The following is a 17710-nucleotide window of genomic DNA, read 5'->3' on the forward strand; positions in this document are numbered from 1 at the left end:
TAAAAGCCTAGTGAAAATCACTAAGGCTTTTTTGGTGCTGTTATACGATATGCAAACCAGAATGTCGGTATTTTTCTAACAGATTAGCGGGAATATGATCGTCAGTAATGAAGGTATCAATCTGATCAGCGCTCAGAAAGGTTGCAACAGAAGAATTTTCTAGTTTTGAAGAATCAATTAAGGCAATGACTTTTTCCGAGTGCTTGACCATCATCTTCTTTAGTTCAACTTCGTAAATGTTAAAGTCGGACAAGCCATCTGCCAAATTGAAAGAATGTGCAGAGACAAATAATTTATTGATGTTCATCTTGAGCAACATCTCTGCTCCCAAGGTGCTCTCAATAGCGTTGGAGCGTCCTCTGAGAATCCCTCCGATGAGAATCGTAGTGATATTAGGAACATCTTTTAAGAGCTCAGCGGTCATCATTCCATTCGTTAACACCGTGAGGCGAAGAGAGGACTGGCTAATCAATTTGCTCAGCTCGTAAGCAGTAGAGCTTGCATCGATGAGGATTTGAATTAAGGCAAATGCTTTTTGAGCGATTTGCTGTTTTAAGATGTCATTTTTCTTACTTCTAAAATTATAGGAAGTATGCGCTGGGAAGTTTAAGGAATCGATGACACTCACTTTTCCATGACTTCGATCTACTAGTTTTTTCTGGGAAAGTATCGCCAAATCATTCCGAATGGTTACACGGGATACTCCTAACTCTTCGCTTAAATCTTTGACACGTATACTTTTTTTCTGAGATAAAATATCGAGTATTTTTCTATGTCTTTCTTCCTGATACATGGTCATTCTCCGATTCGATCTTTCTTACGGTTATCGATACGTTATCATAGCGAAAATAGTGGAAAATGTCAAGTAAAAGCATATATAAAGTAAGTATTGTGAAGGTTGCAACGCGAACTCTTTCCAATTAGTTTCCTTTCTTTCTTTTTATTTATCTTTTTGTTCTAAAAAACAAAAAACGTTGACAAAAAAAGAAAAGAAAGCGGTATCATTGTGATAGTAAATTTTCAGAGAGGTGTGCTATATGAAAGTTGGAATTGGAGCAGATAATAATGCTTACGGACTAAAAGAGTTTATTAAAACCGTGCTTGGAAGTCATGGATATGACGTAGAAGATTATGGTTGCTATTCCGAAGATAGTATTGACTATCCAGGGATTGCAGAAAAAGTATCGAATGGCATTTTAGCAGGTGAAGTACAAAAGGGAATCTTATTATGCGGGACAGGAATTGGAATGGCGATGGCTGCAAATAAGATTAAAGGGATTCGTGCGGCACAGGTACATGATATCTACTCTGCAAAACGTGCGGAATTGAGTAATAATGCCCACATTATCACCATCGGATCCAAGGTTGTGGGTCGGGATTTAGCCGCTGAACTAGTCCTTACCTTCTTGGGACAACACTTTGTGGAAAGTCCTTCTTCTAAAAAAATTGCGCAAGTGATGGAGTTAGAAAATAGATGCTAGAGGACAGAAAAAACACGCGTAGACCGATCGTGGGCTTGAGCCAGAAAAATTATCGCAATACGATGGCATTAGAAAAAGAGTACCTAGCAGGTTTCTTGCAGGAATTAGAGTCGTTAGCAGATGCCGATGTTGACTTATTTTATTTTCCAAGCCTAGGGGTTCTGCATCAAACAGCGACTATGTTGCGAGACGGTAGGGTAGGATACGGTGCTCAAAATATCGCTCCCATTGCGAATGGAGCAATGACGGGCGAGTTTTCTATCGAATCATTGATCGATATGGGAGGCTCTTATGTAGAGCTGGGTCACGCTGAACGTCGGAAATACTTTGGTGAGACAGATGTGCTCATTCATCAGAAGTTGCAGCTAGCCTTTGAGGCAGGTTTGACTCCTGTTCTTTGTATCGGCGATTCTGTTCGGTGCACAGAAGAAGTAAGGCGAGACTATTTTATGCAGCAATTGTCGACAGCAGTAGCTGGTATCAGCAGTCACGACCTCAAGCGTCTAGTCATTGCCTATGAGCCTGTTTGGACGATTGGTCAAGCAGAGGCCGCAGATGATGCCTATGTATGGGCCTCCCATCGCATCATTCGTGAGATTCTCGCTGGTGACTACGGAACAGAGGTGGCAACTTCTGTCAGGATTATTTACGGTGGATCTGTGAGTAAAGAAAATACGAAGATGCTAGTGAAAGATGAAAACGTGGACGGGGTCTTTGTCGGACGTTTCGGTCATAATCCGCATCATTTTGCAGACATTATTCGACTCGTTCATCAGATAAAAAGGCAGGAAGGTGAGTAGGTGAAAGCAATCATTTTAGTATCCCATTCTGAAAAAATCTCAGAGGGGTTGAAGGAAATGCTGGAGGAAATGATAGATTCCACAGCTGTACGAATTATTTCAGCAGGCGGAACTGGCGATGGTCGTTTAGGAACCAATGCCATTACCATCTACGAACATCTGAACGCCTGTTGTGAATGCGAAGAAATCTATATTTTTGCAGATATTGGAAGTTCTATCCTCAGCTCGGAGACAGCTATAGAGATGATGGATTTAGAAGAAGATAGACAGAAAGTCACCCTATTTGACGCCCCTTTGATTGAAGGAGCTTTTATAGGAGCAGTACAAGCATCAATTGGCGCCTGTACCGAGGATATATTGGAAGAAATATCTTTAAATAAATAATTTTTGGAGGAACAACTCATGAGAAGACTCATTAACGACGGCTACAATGTGGTAGAAGAAATGCTAGCAGGCTATGCAGCAGCGAATCCTCAGTATGTAAGACTATTAGAGCATGATGACCGTGTAGTAGTTAGTCAGCAGCTAAGTGAAGAACCGCGGGTACGGATTATCATCGGTGGAGGATCAGGCCATGAACCTTTATTCTTGGGCTATGTTGGAAAAGATTTTGCTGATGCTGCTGTAGTCGGCAATGTCAACACTTCACCATCTCCAGAACCATGCTACAATGCCGTAAAAGCTGTTGACAGTGGTAAGGGATGCTTATATCTCTACGGGAACTATGCAGGGGATGTCTTGAACTTCGATATGGGAGCTGAATTAGCAGCAGATGATGGTATCCGGGTAGAAACCGTTACTGTAAAAGATGATTTGATTTCATCTGAAAACTTTGACGATCGTCGTGGAGTTGCAGGTGACCTGTTTGTATTTAAAGTAGCTGCGGCCGCTGCTGCCAAAGGATATGACTTGGACGCGGTAAAAGCGGTAGCTGAACGGGCAAATGAAAACACCTTCTCAATGGGGGTTGCCTTGTCGTCTGCAACCTTGCCAGTGACTGGAAAAGAAATTTTCGACATGGAAGATGGAGACATGGAAGTCGGGATGGGCTTGCATGGAGAACCAGGTATCCGCCGTGAGAAATTACGCCCAGCTGATGAGGTAGTAGAAGAAATCTACAGCTATATCAAGATTAGCTGTCGGAGATGAAGTTGCTATATTAGTAAATGGTCTAGGTGGCTTACCACTCATGGATCAATACATCTGCTACCGCAAGTTGAACGAATTGTTGACAACTGATCAAATTGCCATCCATAAATCATTGGTAGGGAACTTTGCCACTTCAATGGATATGGTTGGTATGTCCATCACTCTGCTTCGAGTGGACGCAGAATTGAAAGAATTGCTCGATTTACCATGTGATACCCCTTACTATAAAGCATAGGAGTGATGATAATGACAACATTTAATAATAGGATATTTTAAAGCTGTCATTGAAGAAATGGCTGCAATGATTGAAGTAGAACGGGATTACCTCACCTCCTTAGATTCAAGTATTGGAGACGGCGATCACGGCATCAATCTGAGCATTGGATTTCGTGATGTTAGCAAGCAACTAGAACAATTTGATACGGCAACTGAGACCATCTCTACCTTGTTTAAAAAAGTAGGTATGTCTCTTTTAGGAAAAGTCGGTGGAGCTTCTGGCCCCTTATACGGCAGTTTCTTTCTTAAAATGGGGCAGCTGCGCAGAACAAGCAAGCGGTTTCTTTTGCAGAGTTTGTAGAGATGTACGGGCAGGAGTTACTGCGGTACAAAATCGCGGAAAAGCAGAGCTTGGTGATAAGACTATGATTGATGCCATGGCTCCTGCAATGGACTATTTAACACAGCATCAAGAAACAGACGATGTAGCATCGGTCATGCAAGAAGCGCTAGTTGTGATGAAACAAGGTGCAGAAAGTACAGATAACATTGTCGCTAAAAAAGGGCGTGCTCTTCGTTTAGGTGAACGAGCCATCGGCCATCGGGATCCAGGTGCAGAATCTTCGTGGAAACTGTTTGAATGTTTTGTAAAGAAGTTAGGCTAGATTGAAGGAGAGATGATATGAAATTTTTACGATCAACGCTGGGGTACATGATTGCAGGCATGATTGTAATGAGTGTTTGGGGAGCATTTGGGAATGCCTACGGGATTGTTGGCGGCTATTTTGCAGCCTTTATTATCATCGGTCCTATGTGGTTCATGAATCATTATGTTGGCTTGATTAAGCAAGATGATGACACAGCCTTTGTAGATATGGGGCTAGGTATTGCCATTTGTGGTATTTGTCGTGATGCTTTTTTACTCGGTTGGAATGAAGTCGCTAGTTCTGTACCTACTCTCTTGTTAGTAGCGCTTGGATCTGCTCTAGGGGGCTTTGTTTCTGCAAAGATTCTAGATGATATGGAACGGGATGCAAAATAGGGAGGAGCACACAGTATGACGATTCAACAAGCAATTGCGACAATAGTAGGTAGTTTTGTATTTCCTTTTGTCATTCAAATGATTTGGGGAAAAATGGTCGAACACTGGGGGGCAATTGGTGGCTGGCTTGCAGCCGCTTTCATCGTTGGAACAGTCTGGGCAATGAATCATGGGATTCCAAAACCAATGATTACGCAAGCAGGTTCTGTCTGGATTGACATGGGGCTTGCAGCAGGTGTTGGAGTGTTTGTCTCAACACTCACACGTGGTGGAAAACTAAATAAGGCCATGCCAAATCTAGCAGCCGCATTAGTAGGAGGACTTATCGGAGGAGTGATTCTATCATTCTTCTTATAGTCCCATCAATTGAAAAATGAAAAAACCTCGCTGAATCAATAGTGGTTGAGCAAGGTTTTTTGTTTGTCAGAGAGGCCAAGTGGAAACTTGTATCTCGACTTATTTCGGTGTATAATGGTACATGTTTTGCTTTATGGTGTAAAAGAAAGGAGAAAACATGAAAACGAAATCCATGATGCGCTTCTCACTCTTGGTGATTTCCATCTTTTTAATGTCTCACTTGGCAATTGCGCCAGCCATTCCCAAATTGTATGAATACTACCACGCAAGGAATGCCAATATTGGGCTTGCTTCGGTAGAAAGTTTGGTGACGGTGCCTGCCATGATGATCACCATTACGGTCTTATTGAGCAACCTAGTCGTATCTTGGCTTGGTACCAAGCGGACTGTTTTGCTAGGACTGGGCTTGATTGGTATCTTTGGTGCCTTGCCCACTTTTTTGGCTTCCTTTCCCCTCATCTTTGTCTGTCGTTTGTTCTTAGGACTGGGAATTGGGCTCTACAATTCGCTGTCTATCAGCCTGATTAGTGACTTTTACGAGGGAGATGTGCGAGCACAGATGATTGGTCTGCGGACGGCTTTCTTAAATATAGGAAAGGCCTTGACCACCTTTGTTGCAGGCTATGCCTTACTCATTGGGGTGAACTATACCTTTTTAGTGTATCTGCTAGCCTTCCCAGTCTTGGTGCTCTTTTACCTCCATGTTCCTGAGGCACATCAAGCGCAGGTAGCTGTCAAAGAAACCCTTGTCTGGAACCGTAAGGTGGGCTTGGTGGTCTGTCTCACCTTTCTAGTGGGGATTAGTTATATCGGTGCGACCATTAAAATTCCAAGTTTACTCGTGACCCAGTACAGTCTTTCTACCACCCTGTCCAGTCACTTGCTTACCATCTTGGCCTTTAGCGGAATCATCACAGGCTGTTTCTTTGGACCGATTGTAAAGAAATTAGGCGGCAGAACCCTCTTTGCTGTCCTAATGGCAATGGGACTTGGCAATCTTCTCTTTACCTTACCTTTCAACCTGCCACTCTTTGTATTGGCTAGTATTTTAGTGGGGATGAGTTTTGTCGGCATCATGTCTTTCAATTTTTACTATATTTCCAAGCACTTTCCTAAGGAACAAGTTCATTTTGTGACTAGTCTTGCCATTACTGGTGGAAATATCGGTGTCGTTCTAACACCTGTCTTACTGACCAAATTACTAGAAAAACTCCAGATTGAAACCTTCATCACTCCGTTTTATATCAGTGCTGGCCTGATGGTTATTGCCTGCCTGTTGGCATATGAATTGTTCAAAATAAAAAATAGATGATTTTCTGTAAAAATCCTTGACTTGGAGTTTACTTCAAGTGCTATACTAGAAACAGTTTATAGTGAATTGAATAAAGGTTATAGTCTTTGAAAATCACATTCAAACGTGGCAGCGTCGCCTTGTTGTACTTCAATACAGCCTTCGGCTAGCTTCCTAGTTTGCGTTTTGATTTTCTTTGAGTATTAGGACATCGTTCAGTTGCTTTGATGAACACCGGTTCTATCTGTAGCTCTCTGCCTTGTCCTATTCCCTTCTCAATCCACTATGGTAAAAGAAAGTGAGGAAAGTACATGAAAACAGCGATTTTTGAAAAGGCTGGTTCTATGATTATCGGTGAGGTGGACAAGCCTCAGATTCAAGAAAAGGATGATGTCATTATTAAGATTGTGCGGGCCTGTGTCTGTGGGTCAGACCTTTGGTCTTATTCGCATGGGGATGATAAGGCAGCGCATTCGATCAACTCTGGTCATGAGGCCTTGGGGATTGTGGAAGAAGTAGGGAGTGAGATTACTACGGTCAAACCGGGTGATTTTGTCATTGTACCGTTTACACATGGTTGTGGGCATTGTGATGCTTGCCGTGCAGGATTTGACGGAACTTGTGACAATCACCCAGCGCCGACCAACTGGGGCGGTGGATTCCAGTCAGAATACCTTCGTTTCCACTATGGAAATTGGGCCTTGGTGAAGGTACCTGGACAGCCGTCTGACTATTCAGAAGGGATGCTCAAGTCTCTTCTTACCTTGGCAGATGTTATGCCTACAGGCTACCATGCAGCCCGTGTTGCACATGTGCAATGTGGAGACAAGGTGGTCGTGATTGGCGACGGTGCTGTGGGTCAATGTGCAGTCATTGCGGCTAAAATGATGGGTGCTTCACAGATTATCTTGATGAGCCGCCATGCCGATCGTCAAGCCATGGCCTTGGAATCAGGGGCGACAGCTGTCGTAGCAGAACGCGGTGAAGAGGGCATTGCCAAAGTACGTGAACTATTAGGGGGTGGAGCAGATGCAGCCCTTGAATGTGTAGGAACAGAAGCTGCCATCGAACAAGCACTCGGAGTGCTTCATAATGGTGGGCGCGTTGGTTTTGTCGGAGTACCGCATTACAACAGCCGCCCACTCGGCTCAACCTTTGCCCAAAATATCTCAGTTGCAGGTGGCTCAGCCTCTGTAACGACCTATAACAAGCAAGTCTTGCTCAAAGCCGTTCTTGACGGCGACATCAATCCAGGTCGCGTCTTTACCCAAACTTATTCCTTGGACGATATTGACCAAGCTTACCAAGACATGGCAGACCGCAAGGTTATCAAATCCATGTTGATTGTAGAATAGTATGACATTCTAACCTTCTAAAATCCCTCTTCCATTTGGAAGAGGGATTTTGGGTATTAGTCGCTTTGTCTGACGGTGATATAAGCATCTGGTGAATAGGGGGTGGCATCAAACCCTGTCTTTTGTCCAAGGATAGTCTGGGCCAGTTGCCAGCCGATAAAAGGGCCGCAGGTCAGTCCAGAGGATCCGAGACCGCTTGCTACTAGGAGAGCAGGTTGCTGGGATAGTCTTCCGTAAAAGGGCAGAAAGTCCGAAGTATAGGCACGGGTTCCAACGCGGGTCTGGCTGATTTCGGATTGCGCCAAGTCAGGGATAAAAGAAGTAGCAATGTCTTTCATCTGCTGGATTTTCTCCCTATCAAGTGATAAATCGTAGCCTTGGTCATTTTCATGGGTTGCTCCGATGACCAGTTTTCCCTCTTCAAATGGCAGAATGTCAATTTCTCCATGGAGCATGCAGCCCGGCCAAGTATCCGTATCAAAGGTGGTATCTAGCTCAAGCAGCTGTCCTTTTTGCGGAGCAATATCGACCGCGTAGCCAAGTGGTGTGAGAAGATCTGGCAACCAGGCACCTGTTGCCAAGATAATCTCGTCATAAGGATAAACAGTTGCACCTACCTGCACCTGCTTGTCAGGCAAGAGCTGAGCTTGCCCCTTGATGAAATGACCGCCTTGCTGTTGAAATAGTTCCTGCAATTGGTCTAAGAGTTGTCCACCGTCCACTCGTCCACCTCCATGTGTGAGAACAGCGCCTTGGTCTGTTATAAGAGGAGGGACTTGTTCCCTTAGCATTTGCCCTTTTAGCACTTCGAGTTGGCCAATCATGGGAGACTGGTTCCGTCTTTCTTGTGCCATGGTCGCTAATTTGCTGAGCAGGGAGTCTTTCTTTTTAAAAACCAAAGTTCCTGTTTGCTTATATGGCAGATCGGTGATACCTGCTTTCTGTAAATCCTGCATCAGTTCCAGATAAAAGGCTGCTCCCTTATCCACTAGGCGATACCAAGTTTGGTCGCGACGCTGGGAGAGCCAAGGACAAATAATGCCAGCAGCAGCCCGTGTTGCATTGCCGGTTCCTTCATCAATAAGTGTAACCTGCATGTCTGGGTCTTGAGAGAGGTAAAAAGCAGCAGTAGAGCCAACGATTCCCCCACCGATAATGATAATTTTTTTCTCTGTCATACCTCTAGTATAGCATAAAGGCGCGGGGGATTCACTTTATTATATACTCTTTGAAAATCTCGTCTTGTTGAATGATTTTATAGTATGGATGTATAAGAACCTGCATTTAAAGTTTAGTATTTCTCTTCAAGGCTCATGTTTCGCTATTCTTTGTTCGTTTTTCTCAAAATATGTTCAGTATTCTTTCGAAAATAACAAAAATAAGATATGAAATTCAAAGGTAATTCCCATTTTTTATCGGATTTGTGTGCGAGTATTCCTAATTGACTGATGGCTGATATTGTGATATATTATTTGACACAAGGAGATAATTGGATGAAAACAAAACTTCAAGCTTTTTTTAGCATTGCAATCGGTATAGCTCTTATTTTCGGTTCTTTTTACGTGTATAATGACATTTTGTTATGGGAACAAGAAGGGGGGACAAGACGACTGTGGATCGTTCTATATGTCTTATACGAGATTGTTGGAGCAAACGCTGCTTTCATTTTATTTATTCCTGGTGGTTTATTGTTCTTCTACAATGCCTATAAATTATTGTCGGATAAACAGGAGAAACACAAATAGTAAATGAAATGCATAAAGTATGCAGGCCACATATTAGGTGGCTTGTTTTTTTATACGAAAGAGGACTTTTTACTAAAACCAGAACGTTATTATATTCGAATGATATGTCTATACTACTCGTTTCTGTTTATTGTCTTCTGTAATTGTTCATGGTAGAATAGAAAAAAGGAGAAGATATGTCAGATATAATGTACCCAGAAGTCCTGACGATTGGAAATGGAGCGATTAAGGTTGCGACTGTCGGTGATAGTTTGACCTATGGTTATGGCTTAGAAAATCGAGAACGTGATGCCTATCCCAGCATCTTGGCTGAAAAATTAGGACATTATTATCAGGTGTCAAATTTCGGTCTGAGTGGTCGTTCCTTGCAGTCTACCTCAGATTATCCCTACTTACAGGAAAAAAATGCCCAGTTGTCGCTTGAAAGTGGGGCAGATATTGTCATCATTATGATTGGAAGCAATGATAGTCGTGGCCCTTATTGGAATAAAGAGCGTTTTATCAAGGAATATGGCGAGCTGGTCGATCAGTACATGAAAATGCCCAGTCAACCAGATGTCTATCTCCTAGTACCCCCGTATGTTCCGACTAGCCGATTTGGGCTGAATAATGACATTGTACGCACCGAGTTACAGGAGATTATTCCTAGAATTGCCGAAGAACGCGGACTAGAGTGGATTAATGTTTATCCCTTGACAGAAGGTCATCTAGAGTATTATAGCGACGGGCTACATTTGACTCCGCTAGGCAATCAGCTAGTAGCAGATAGGGTGTATGCCGCAATCATGGGAGAAAGTCCTAGGTAGTTTTTGAGAAAATATGCTATACTAGTAATAGAGAAATGGAGAGAAGGATGGCAAAAAGGGATTTTATTCATCACATTATGATTATTGGTTTGTTGGTCTTGGGGCTTATCGCACTGCGTATCTGGGTCTTTGAACCAGTCACCATCACCAAGGAAATGGCCAACCAGTACCTCAAAGAAGATGATATCATCATTGCAGTAAAAGGTAAGGAACTCGAATACGGTGATTTTGTCTTATATCAAGTAGATGGTGCAGAATATGTCGGTCGGATTATTGCCAAGGAGGGTGATAGCGTGACGTACATGGACGATGTACTGTACCGCAACAATGAAATTGTCGCGGAAACCTATCTCAGTAAATCAGCCAATCATCAAGACTACTATACAGAAGATATCATTGTCCCTCGGCTTGAGAAAAAGAATTATTGGATTCTCAATGACATTCGCACCAACCGCGAAGACAGCCGCACACTTGGTTTAATTTCATCCAAACAAGTCATCGGGCGTCTGACTTTCCGCATCAGCCCAATCGGTGAATTTGGTTTTATCGATATCGGACTAACCCAGAAATAGGGTTAGTTTTTTTACAAATTAGACTAGACCAATTTTAAATTTGACAAATAATAATCTTTTCTATATACTAATTTTATTGGTTTTGTTTGCAAAATAGATGACTATACCAATTTTCTTAATAAAAATAAAAAACAGCATTACATTGTTTTCCCGCTCTAAAATCGGGTAGCAACAGTCTACAAAGCGACTGGTTGATACTGGGGGTGAAAGAGTGGGGGAACGAAGTGAGTCCAAATCTGATATTTTCGCTGGAGTGGAATTCCTAGCAAAGACAAAGTGTTTGCTAGGAACGGCATTTTTTGAGACCTTAGACTTAAAAATAGGCATTGCTTCAATAGTCCAGTGGACTGTTGAAAGTTGGCAATAGGATTATTCCATAATCTTCAACTTATGGAAGAGAGTTGCTTGTGTCCGGACTATCTAAGAAAATAGCAAAAAGGATTAATGTTGGAGTTTGTTAAGTATTCAATAAAAGATTACTAGAAACGGAAGGTAGATTGTATGTGTGGAATTGTTGGTGTCGTAGGAAATACAAATGCAACGGATATTTTAATTCAAGGACTTGAAAAATTAGAATACCGTGGCTATGATTCAGCGGGAATTTTTGTGACAGGTGGGGCAACAGGACACTTGGTCAAATCAGTAGGTCGTATCGCCGACTTATCTGCTAAGGTGGGAGATGCTGTAGAAGGAACCGTTGGCATCGGTCATACACGTTGGGCAACTCATGGAAAACCAACGGAAGACAATGCCCACCCTCATACCTCGCAAACAGGACGTTTCGTCCTTGTTCACAACGGTGTGATTGAAAACTATCTTGAAATGAAAAACACTTACTTGGCAGGGCATGATTTCAAGGGGCAGACAGATACAGAAATTGCAGTACATTTGATTGGGAAATTTGTTGAGGAAGAGGACTTGTCTGTCCTTGAAGCCTTCAAAAAAGCCCTTCACATCATCCAAGGCTCTTATGCCTTTGCTTTGATTGATGCTGCTAATCCTGACACGATTTATGTGGCAAAGAACAAATCTCCGCTTCTCATAGGTCTTGGTGAAGGCTACAATATGGTCTGCTCAGACGCCATGGCGATGATTCGTGAAACCAGTGAATACATGGAAATTCACGATAAAGAATTGGTTATTGTGACCAAAGACAGTGTGGAAGTTATGGATTATGACGGAAATTCAATCAAGCGTGGCAGCTATACAGCCGAACTTGATTTGTCAGATATCGGAAAAGGCACTTATCCGTTTTATATGCTAAAAGAAATTGATGAGCAACCAACCGTGATGCGTAAGTTGATTAGCGCATACTCTGATGTGGACGGTCAGATGATGGTCGATCCTGCCATTGTCAAAGCTGTTCAGGAAGCAGACCGTATCTATATCCTTGCAGCAGGAACCTCTTACAACGCAGGTTATGCTGCTAAGAATATGGTTGAAGCTCTAACTGATACGCCAGTTGAATTGGGTGTGGCTTCTGAATGGGGCTACCACATGCCACTCTTGAGCAAGAAGCCCCTCTTTATCCTCCTGACCCAGTCTGGAGAAACCGCTGATAGCCGTCAGGTCTTGGTGAAGGCCAATGAAATGGGCATTCCAAGTTTGACCATTACGAATGTGCCAGGTTCTACCCTTTCACGAGAGGCAACCTATACCATGCTCCTTCATGCAGGTCCTGAAATTGCGGTAGCTTCTACCAAGGCGTATACTGCTCAGGTTGCGGCCCTTGCTTTCTTATCAAAAGCAGTCGGAGAAGCAAATGGCAAGAAAGAAGCGCGTGAGTTTGACTTGGTACATGAATTGTCTATTGTAGCTCAATCGATTGAAGCGACCTTATCTGAAAAAGATGTGATTGCTGAAAAGGTTGAGAAATTGCTTGCAACCACCCGCAATGCCTTTTATATCGGACGTGGTAATGACTACTACGTGACGATTGAAGCTGCGCTCAAATTAAAAGAAATCTCTTATATCCAATGTGAGGGATTTGCCGCAGGTGAGTTGAAACATGGCACTATTTCCCTGATTGAAGACGGCACACCCGTGATTGCCTTGATTTCATCAAGTGAAAAAATCGCTGCTCATACCCGTGGAAATATCGCAGAAGTCGTTTCCCGTGGCGCGCACACCTTGACCATTGTTGAAGAAGGTTTGGAGCGTGACGATGACGATATCGTGGTCAACAAGGTTCATCCATTCCTCTCTAGCATCTCAATGGTCATTCCAACGCAATTGATTGCCTATTACGCATCCCTTCAACGTGGACTAGACGTTGACAAACCACGTAACTTGGCCAAAGCCGTTACGGTTGAATAAGATGTATAGTCTTTTGAATGAACTTTGATACATCCTCACTTTCGACTTGCCGTACTCCGGTACTGTCCGCGTCTTTCATTCCTTGTCTGAACGTTCATTCATTTGCCTACCATTTTTCCTCGTAGCTCTGCTGCGGGGATTTTTGTTTGCAGATGGATGGGTTACGAGCATTTTATAATGAAAAGATAGACAAATGAAGATACGCATGAATGAGCAATCCGTACAAAATTTTTCACATTGGAAAGAACTTTCGGAAGGAAAATGATTCATGTAAAATATTTCCAGAGAGGTGAAGAAGTTTGCTATTTTATTTTTTTGTAAACGGTTTTACAATAGAATTAAAAAGAAGGGAGGCGCATACAAATGAATCAGCGAAGTAAAGAGATTTTAACGATGCTTTTGGAAAAATCCAAAGTTCCGCTTACTGACATCACAGAGATACATGAAGTATCGGAGCGGACTATTCGTAATGATATTGCGTCTCTAAATGATTATCTGGCCAATTTAGACTTTGGGAGCATGTATATCAAACGAAAGCACGTAATCTTGGATTTGCAAGTGAGTAAGTTGGCTGTTTACGAGGATATTAATAAGTTTGATGTCTATGAATATAAGTTTAGTTCTAGTGAGCGAAGTTTAATTTGTCTACTGATACTGATTGCTCACAGAGGGTATGTCACTCTCAATCAGCTGTCAGAAAAACTGCTCGCAAGCCGTTCGACGATTGTAAATGATGTAAAAATCATGAGAGAACTGGCTAAAAAGCACCATTTAAAAATCTTTTCTAAGGCCAATAAAGGCTACCAATTGATTGCCAAAGAAGAAGATATCCGAATCTTTCTCTATAGTATCTTGAGCCAAGAAAATTTTAAAGTCCTGAATTCACTGATATTTGATGAACACTATGAAGAAGAGATTGGATTTGGCGAGCTGCGGAATCGATTGTTTGCAAAGAGGCACCTTTTGCATTTATCCGAAAAACTTCTAGAACGCGTTTTACAGTATTTGGTAATTTCAACCTATCGCAATCAAAAAGGATTTCCACTTCACACCGTTTTCCGAGCTGAAGAGTCAGCTTTATTCAAGGAATTAGTCAAGTCTTTTACAGGAATCATTCCTCAAAATGACCTAGCGTTTATTTGCCAGCAAGTGAGTGAATCAAATCAAGCTGAGCTGTTAGATGAACTCATCAATAAAGAGAGCATTCGCATTCAAGTGACAGTTATGAAATTCATCGAAAAAATTTCGACCGAGTTACATATTGACTTCAAGGAGGATTATATTTTTTATGAAAATTTTTCAGCCCATATCCTACGGATGTTGCGGAAAGAAGATTTTCAAGGTGATATATCGCTAAATATGGAAGATATCGTTCGAAGCAATCAAAAGATTCAGAAAGTTGTGCGGCAATATTTACCGATTATTGAGGAAAATATTGGTCGCAAAGCCACGCAGACAGAATTTCATTATATGATTATCCACGTCTATGCAGCGATGGAACGTAAGAAGCGAATGGGTAGCAATTTGCGAGTGGCTGTTTTGACGGAGAAAAAGTCTACAGAGGTGTTCTTTATTGAAAGTAAACTAGTGAGTAACTTCTCTTTCAATCTAGACATCTATTCTACTGATGATACCATCCGAGGGGAATATGACTTAATCCTTACCACCTTGCCAGTCCAGCACGAGAGCTACGTCCAAATTTCACCTTTTATTACAGATGAAGATTACATTGTGATAGCAAATGCAGTGAATCAGATTGTCGCTGAAAAGGAATATCATGATTTTAGACTAGATAGAGATATCGCTTTGAAGCTCTATCAAATGATTTCACAAGAAATTGATGAGGAAAGTCATAGTCGGCAGACATTGAAAGAAGCAATCAAGGACAGAATGTTTACCTATGTTGATAGCAAGCAAGTAGTGGAAGAAGATAAGCTACTCTATGAATTTCTGACAGCTGATCGTATTTTGTTAGATGTTGAAGCCACTGATTGGCGGGAATCTATTCAAAAAGTTGGTCACATTCTGCTTGAGAGACAAGAAATTACAGCAGAGTATCTGGATGTGGTGACAGGAAATATCGAAGAGATGGGCCCTTATGTGGTCATTTCGAATGGTTTTGCCTTTCCCCATGCGCAGTTAGGAAACTATAACAAACAAACAGCTATGGGCTTAATTCGACTAGCAGAACCAGTCTATTTTGATGATGAAGAGCAAGATAATCCTCATAATATTGAAACTCTTCCTGTTAAATACGTATGTATCTTGTCCACGACAGATCGCAAGAAACATTTAAAAGCCATCTTTAACTTATTTAACCTATTAAAAGATACTAAATTTAAAATTGCATTAGATGCCTGTCAAACGGGTGAAGACATTCATCGCTTGATTGAGGAACAGGAAAAACGAATGGAATTGAGGAGGTAACCTATGTTCACAGAAGAATTCATTTTTCTTGATGAACCATTACCGACAAACACGGAAGTTTTAACCTATAGTTTTGATCAACTGAGTAAATTAGGCTATGTAAAAGAAGATTATCTAAACTCTATTCTATCTAGGGAAAAAGAGTTTCCGACAGGCTTGATGACACATGTGGGAATACATATTGCTATGCCCCATACGGAAGCGCATTTGGCAGAAAAAGAAGCCATTGTTTTCATTCGCACCAAAGAACCAGTGTTTTTCCAACATATGGTTGATCCAGATGAAGAAGTTGAAACGCGTTTAATTTTCAATATTGTCATCAAAGATCCTAAAAATCAGGTTATCTTTTTAACAAAATTGATGAAGCTCTTCCAGACTGAAGAACTTCTCAAGCAACTCTTAGTGGAAACGGAAAAATCCACTATCGTCAATCTGTTAACAAACTATATGAACGAATCATAAGGAGTATTGTCATGAAAAAAGTGATCGTAGCGTGTGGTGGAGCCGTCGCAACCTCCACAGTCGCAGCTAATCGTATTAAAGAGTTGTGCACCAATAATGGTATTGATTTGAATTTAGTTCAATGTCGGGTTAATGAAATCGAGTCTCATCTATCTGGTACAGATTTGATTTGTACAACCATGCGTGTGAAAAAGACCTATGGAGCTATTCCAGTTCTGACGGTCATGGGCTTCATCTCTGGTATTAATGAAGAAAAACTTGAAGAAGATATCTTGGGCTACTTAAAATAATCACATCATTCTTTATCTTTTAGGAGGATATTATGGAATTTTTACAATATATTATTGACCTTGGTACAGCCGTTATGCTCCCGCTGGTTATTTTTGTCATCGCTCTTCTCTTTGGAGTAAAAATTGGAAAAGCATTCTATTCAGCGATTTCTATCGGTATTGGATTTATCGGTATTGGGATTATCGTTGATTTCATGAATGCACAGATTGGTCCTGCGGCGCAAGCCATGGCAGAGAATTTTGGTTTAACTTTGACAGTTATCGATCTTGGTTGGCCAGGTATGTCACCTATTACATGGGCTTCAAGCATTGCTCTCGTTGCAATTCCCATTGCAGTTTTAGTGAATATTGTGATGCTGGTTCTTAAAATGACCCGTGTGGTGAATGTTGATATTTGGAATGTTTGGCATATGACCTTTACAGGCGCGATTGCTTATGTCGCAACAGGTAACTATTGGATTGGAATTTTAGGGGTTATTGTCCATGCCATGATTGCTTATAAATTTGGTGATTGGTTCTGCTATGATACAGATGAATACTTTGGGTTAGAAGGGATTGCTGTTCCTCACGGGACATCCGCCTATATGGCTCCCATTGCTGTTATTGTTGATACGATTATTGAAAAAATCCCAGGTCTGAATAACATCAATTTAGATCATGAAAAAATTGAAAAACGTTTGGGTGTCTTTGGACAACCTGTTGTTGTAGCTCTTTTCCTTGGTCTCATTATTGGGATTTTAGCAGGATATGATGTTAAAAATATTCTTCAATTAGCGATTAAGGTTGCGGCTGTTATCTCTCTTCTCCCTAAAGTTATCAAACCTGTTATGGAAGGTTTGCTTCCGATTTCAGAGGTTGTTAAAGCTAAATTGCAAGCGCGTTTCAAAGGAGCAGACTTCCTGATTGGTCTTGATCCAGCTATCCTTTTAGGAGATCCCGTCGTTGTCTCTGCAGGTTTGATTTTTATTCCTTTGACCATCATCATTGCTCTCATTGTCCCTGGTAACGAAGTGATGCCATTTGGCGATTTGGCAACAATCGGATTCTTCATCGCGATGGGCGTAGCAGTCCATAAAGGAAACCTTTTCCGGACCTTGATTTCAGGAATAGTGATTATGTTTATGACTATCTGGATTGCTAACCAGTCAATCGGTTTGACAACAAAGCTAGCAGAAACAACTGGCACGCTTTCAGACAGTGCTAGTCGGGTAGCCGCACTTGACCAAGGTGGCTCACCTGTAACTTATATCTTCACACAACTGTTCAATATGACTAACCTCATCGGTTTTGTCATCATTGGTATCATTTATGCTATCGGCCTTTACTTGACTTGGACCCGTTATAAAAAAATGGAAAAAGAAAATGTTGCTTAAGTAGAAAGAAAATGTATAGAAAGAAGTG

General features: G+C 41.7%; 21 protein-coding genes. 19 read left to right on the plus strand and 2 right to left on the minus strand.

All coding sequences use genetic code 11. The features are described from left to right. Positions 1 to 40: 40 nt before the first annotated feature. Positions 41 to 793 carry a DeoR/GlpR family DNA-binding transcription regulator gene (locus E4T82_RS08870; protein WP_135182477.1) on the minus strand — a complete coding sequence of 251 codons (753 nt, stop codon included), beginning with the start codon at positions 791 to 793 and terminating at the stop codon, positions 41 to 43. A gap of 244 nt (positions 794 to 1037) precedes the next feature. Between E4T82_RS08870 and E4T82_RS08875 the strand changes: the two genes are divergently transcribed. The 11 genes from E4T82_RS08875 (at position 1038) to E4T82_RS08915 (ending at position 7691) form a co-directional block, all read left to right on the plus strand. Beyond that, on the plus strand, positions 1038 to 1481 hold the full coding sequence (locus E4T82_RS08875; RefSeq protein WP_135182478.1) for an RpiB/LacA/LacB family sugar-phosphate isomerase: 444 nt from the start codon (positions 1038 to 1040) through the stop codon (positions 1479 to 1481). After that, positions 1475 to 2281: a triose-phosphate isomerase family protein gene (locus E4T82_RS08880; protein ID WP_135182479.1), complete on the plus strand. Its 807-nt coding sequence runs from the start codon at positions 1475 to 1477 to the stop codon at positions 2279 to 2281. Before E4T82_RS08875 ends, E4T82_RS08880 begins: the two co-directional genes overlap by 7 nt. Next, positions 2282 to 2665 (plus strand): dihydroxyacetone kinase phosphoryl donor subunit DhaM, encoded by a 384-nt coding sequence (gene dhaM / locus E4T82_RS08885; RefSeq protein ID WP_135182480.1) that lies wholly within the window; start codon positions 2282 to 2284, stop codon positions 2663 to 2665. 18 nt (positions 2666 to 2683) lie between these two features. Then, entirely contained in the window at positions 2684 to 3430 is a 747-nt protein-coding gene (locus E4T82_RS08890) for a dihydroxyacetone kinase subunit DhaK (protein ID WP_280842413.1), read from the plus strand. Positions 3431 to 3470: 40 nt separating this feature from the next. Further along, positions 3471 to 3665, plus strand: a complete 195-nt coding sequence (locus tag E4T82_RS13025) for a dihydroxyacetone kinase subunit DhaK (protein ID WP_280842414.1) — start codon at positions 3471 to 3473, stop codon at positions 3663 to 3665. A 66-nt stretch (positions 3666 to 3731) separates the two neighbouring features. After that, complete coding sequence (locus E4T82_RS13030; protein ID WP_265588325.1) at positions 3732 to 4007, plus strand: DAK2 domain-containing protein; 276 nt, start codon at positions 3732 to 3734, stop codon at positions 4005 to 4007. Positions 4008 to 4071: 64 nt separating this feature from the next. Beyond that, positions 4072 to 4311, plus strand: a complete 240-nt coding sequence (locus tag E4T82_RS13035) for a DAK2 domain-containing protein (protein ID WP_265588326.1) — start codon at positions 4072 to 4074, stop codon at positions 4309 to 4311. 17 nt (positions 4312 to 4328) lie between these two features. Continuing rightward, positions 4329 to 4688 (plus strand): Lin0368 family putative glycerol transporter subunit, encoded by a 360-nt coding sequence (locus tag E4T82_RS08900; protein WP_135182481.1) that lies wholly within the window; start codon positions 4329 to 4331, stop codon positions 4686 to 4688. A gap of 15 nt (positions 4689 to 4703) precedes the next feature. Beyond that, positions 4704 to 5045: a Lin0368 family putative glycerol transporter subunit gene (locus tag E4T82_RS08905; RefSeq protein WP_135182482.1), complete on the plus strand. Its 342-nt coding sequence runs from the start codon at positions 4704 to 4706 to the stop codon at positions 5043 to 5045. 157 nt (positions 5046 to 5202) lie between these two features. Beyond that, entirely contained in the window at positions 5203 to 6357 is a 1155-nt protein-coding gene (locus E4T82_RS08910; RefSeq protein ID WP_135182483.1) for an MFS transporter, read from the plus strand. Positions 6358 to 6647: 290 nt separating this feature from the next. Then, positions 6648 to 7691, plus strand: coding sequence for a zinc-binding dehydrogenase (locus tag E4T82_RS08915; RefSeq protein WP_135182484.1), 1044 nt, complete (start codon positions 6648 to 6650; stop codon positions 7689 to 7691). Between the two features lie 56 nt (positions 7692 to 7747). Here E4T82_RS08915 and E4T82_RS08920 read toward each other — a convergent pair whose 3' ends face one another. Next, positions 7748 to 8869, minus strand: coding sequence for an NAD(P)/FAD-dependent oxidoreductase (locus tag E4T82_RS08920; protein WP_135182485.1), 1122 nt, complete (start codon positions 8867 to 8869; stop codon positions 7748 to 7750). Between the two features lie 315 nt (positions 8870 to 9184). Between E4T82_RS08920 and E4T82_RS08925 the strand changes: the two genes are divergently transcribed. The 8 genes from E4T82_RS08925 to E4T82_RS08960 all read left to right on the plus strand — a co-directional run bounded on the left by E4T82_RS08925 (position 9185) and on the right by E4T82_RS08960 (position 17682). Beyond that, positions 9185 to 9436, plus strand: coding sequence for a hypothetical protein (locus E4T82_RS08925; protein WP_135182486.1), 252 nt, complete (start codon positions 9185 to 9187; stop codon positions 9434 to 9436). A 176-nt stretch (positions 9437 to 9612) separates the two neighbouring features. Further along, positions 9613 to 10242, plus strand: coding sequence for a GDSL-type esterase/lipase family protein (locus tag E4T82_RS08930; RefSeq protein ID WP_135182487.1), 630 nt, complete (start codon positions 9613 to 9615; stop codon positions 10240 to 10242). Positions 10243 to 10289: 47 nt separating this feature from the next. Continuing rightward, positions 10290 to 10814: a signal peptidase I gene (gene lepB / locus E4T82_RS08935; protein ID WP_135182488.1), complete on the plus strand. Its 525-nt coding sequence runs from the start codon at positions 10290 to 10292 to the stop codon at positions 10812 to 10814. Positions 10815 to 11315: 501 nt separating this feature from the next. Further along, a complete protein-coding gene (gene glmS, locus E4T82_RS08940; protein WP_135182489.1) occupies positions 11316 to 13130 on the plus strand; it encodes a glutamine--fructose-6-phosphate transaminase (isomerizing) in 1815 nt (604 codons plus the stop codon). 363 nt (positions 13131 to 13493) lie between these two features. After that, on the plus strand, positions 13494 to 15557 hold the full coding sequence (locus tag E4T82_RS08945; RefSeq protein WP_135182490.1) for a BglG family transcription antiterminator: 2064 nt from the start codon (positions 13494 to 13496) through the stop codon (positions 15555 to 15557). A gap of 3 nt (positions 15558 to 15560) precedes the next feature. Next, a complete protein-coding gene (locus E4T82_RS08950) occupies positions 15561 to 16019 on the plus strand; it encodes a PTS sugar transporter subunit IIA (protein WP_135182491.1) in 459 nt (152 codons plus the stop codon). 11 nt (positions 16020 to 16030) lie between these two features. After that, positions 16031 to 16309: a PTS galactitol transporter subunit IIB gene (gene gatB / locus E4T82_RS08955; protein ID WP_135182492.1), complete on the plus strand. Its 279-nt coding sequence runs from the start codon at positions 16031 to 16033 to the stop codon at positions 16307 to 16309. A 32-nt stretch (positions 16310 to 16341) separates the two neighbouring features. Next, positions 16342 to 17682, plus strand: a complete 1341-nt coding sequence (locus tag E4T82_RS08960; RefSeq protein ID WP_135182493.1) for a PTS galactitol transporter subunit IIC — start codon at positions 16342 to 16344, stop codon at positions 17680 to 17682. The last annotated feature ends 28 nt before the right edge of the window (positions 17683 to 17710 follow it).

This window comes from Streptococcus cuniculi, from assembly GCF_004570575.1.
In the GTDB taxonomy this organism is placed as follows: Bacteria; Bacillota; Bacilli; order Lactobacillales; family Streptococcaceae; genus Streptococcus; species Streptococcus cuniculi_A.

What these genes read in the sequence shown, in the direction of transcription:
- E4T82_RS08920 (WP_135182485.1), bottom strand. Translation starts at nt 8,869, where the DNA reads ATGACAGAGAAAAAAATTATCATTATCGGTGGGGGAATCGTTGGCTCT.
- E4T82_RS08875 (WP_135182478.1), top strand. Translation starts at nt 1,038, where the DNA reads ATGAAAGTTGGAATTGGAGCAGATAATAATGCTTACGGACTAAAAGAG.
- E4T82_RS08900 (WP_135182481.1), top strand. Translation starts at nt 4,329, where the DNA reads ATGAAATTTTTACGATCAACGCTGGGGTACATGATTGCAGGCATGATT.
- E4T82_RS08910 (WP_135182483.1), top strand. Translation starts at nt 5,203, where the DNA reads ATGAAAACGAAATCCATGATGCGCTTCTCACTCTTGGTGATTTCCATC.
- E4T82_RS13035 (WP_265588326.1), top strand. Translation starts at nt 4,072, where the DNA reads ATGATTGATGCCATGGCTCCTGCAATGGACTATTTAACACAGCATCAA.
- lepB (WP_135182488.1), top strand. Translation starts at nt 10,290, where the DNA reads ATGGCAAAAAGGGATTTTATTCATCACATTATGATTATTGGTTTGTTG.
- E4T82_RS08870 (WP_135182477.1), bottom strand. Translation starts at nt 793, where the DNA reads ATGTATCAGGAAGAAAGACATAGAAAAATACTCGATATTTTATCTCAG.
- E4T82_RS13025 (WP_280842414.1), top strand. Translation starts at nt 3,471, where the DNA reads ATGGATCAATACATCTGCTACCGCAAGTTGAACGAATTGTTGACAACT.
- gatB (WP_135182492.1), top strand. Translation starts at nt 16,031, where the DNA reads ATGAAAAAAGTGATCGTAGCGTGTGGTGGAGCCGTCGCAACCTCCACA.
- E4T82_RS08950 (WP_135182491.1), top strand. Translation starts at nt 15,561, where the DNA reads ATGTTCACAGAAGAATTCATTTTTCTTGATGAACCATTACCGACAAAC.
- E4T82_RS08925 (WP_135182486.1), top strand. Translation starts at nt 9,185, where the DNA reads ATGAAAACAAAACTTCAAGCTTTTTTTAGCATTGCAATCGGTATAGCT.
- E4T82_RS08890 (WP_280842413.1), top strand. Translation starts at nt 2,684, where the DNA reads ATGAGAAGACTCATTAACGACGGCTACAATGTGGTAGAAGAAATGCTA.
- E4T82_RS13030 (WP_265588325.1), top strand. Translation starts at nt 3,732, where the DNA reads ATGATTGAAGTAGAACGGGATTACCTCACCTCCTTAGATTCAAGTATT.
- E4T82_RS08880 (WP_135182479.1), top strand. Translation starts at nt 1,475, where the DNA reads ATGCTAGAGGACAGAAAAAACACGCGTAGACCGATCGTGGGCTTGAGC.
- E4T82_RS08945 (WP_135182490.1), top strand. Translation starts at nt 13,494, where the DNA reads ATGAATCAGCGAAGTAAAGAGATTTTAACGATGCTTTTGGAAAAATCC.
- glmS (WP_135182489.1), top strand. Translation starts at nt 11,316, where the DNA reads ATGTGTGGAATTGTTGGTGTCGTAGGAAATACAAATGCAACGGATATT.
- E4T82_RS08905 (WP_135182482.1), top strand. Translation starts at nt 4,704, where the DNA reads ATGACGATTCAACAAGCAATTGCGACAATAGTAGGTAGTTTTGTATTT.
- E4T82_RS08960 (WP_135182493.1), top strand. Translation starts at nt 16,342, where the DNA reads ATGGAATTTTTACAATATATTATTGACCTTGGTACAGCCGTTATGCTC.
- E4T82_RS08930 (WP_135182487.1), top strand. Translation starts at nt 9,613, where the DNA reads ATGTCAGATATAATGTACCCAGAAGTCCTGACGATTGGAAATGGAGCG.
- E4T82_RS08915 (WP_135182484.1), top strand. Translation starts at nt 6,648, where the DNA reads ATGAAAACAGCGATTTTTGAAAAGGCTGGTTCTATGATTATCGGTGAG.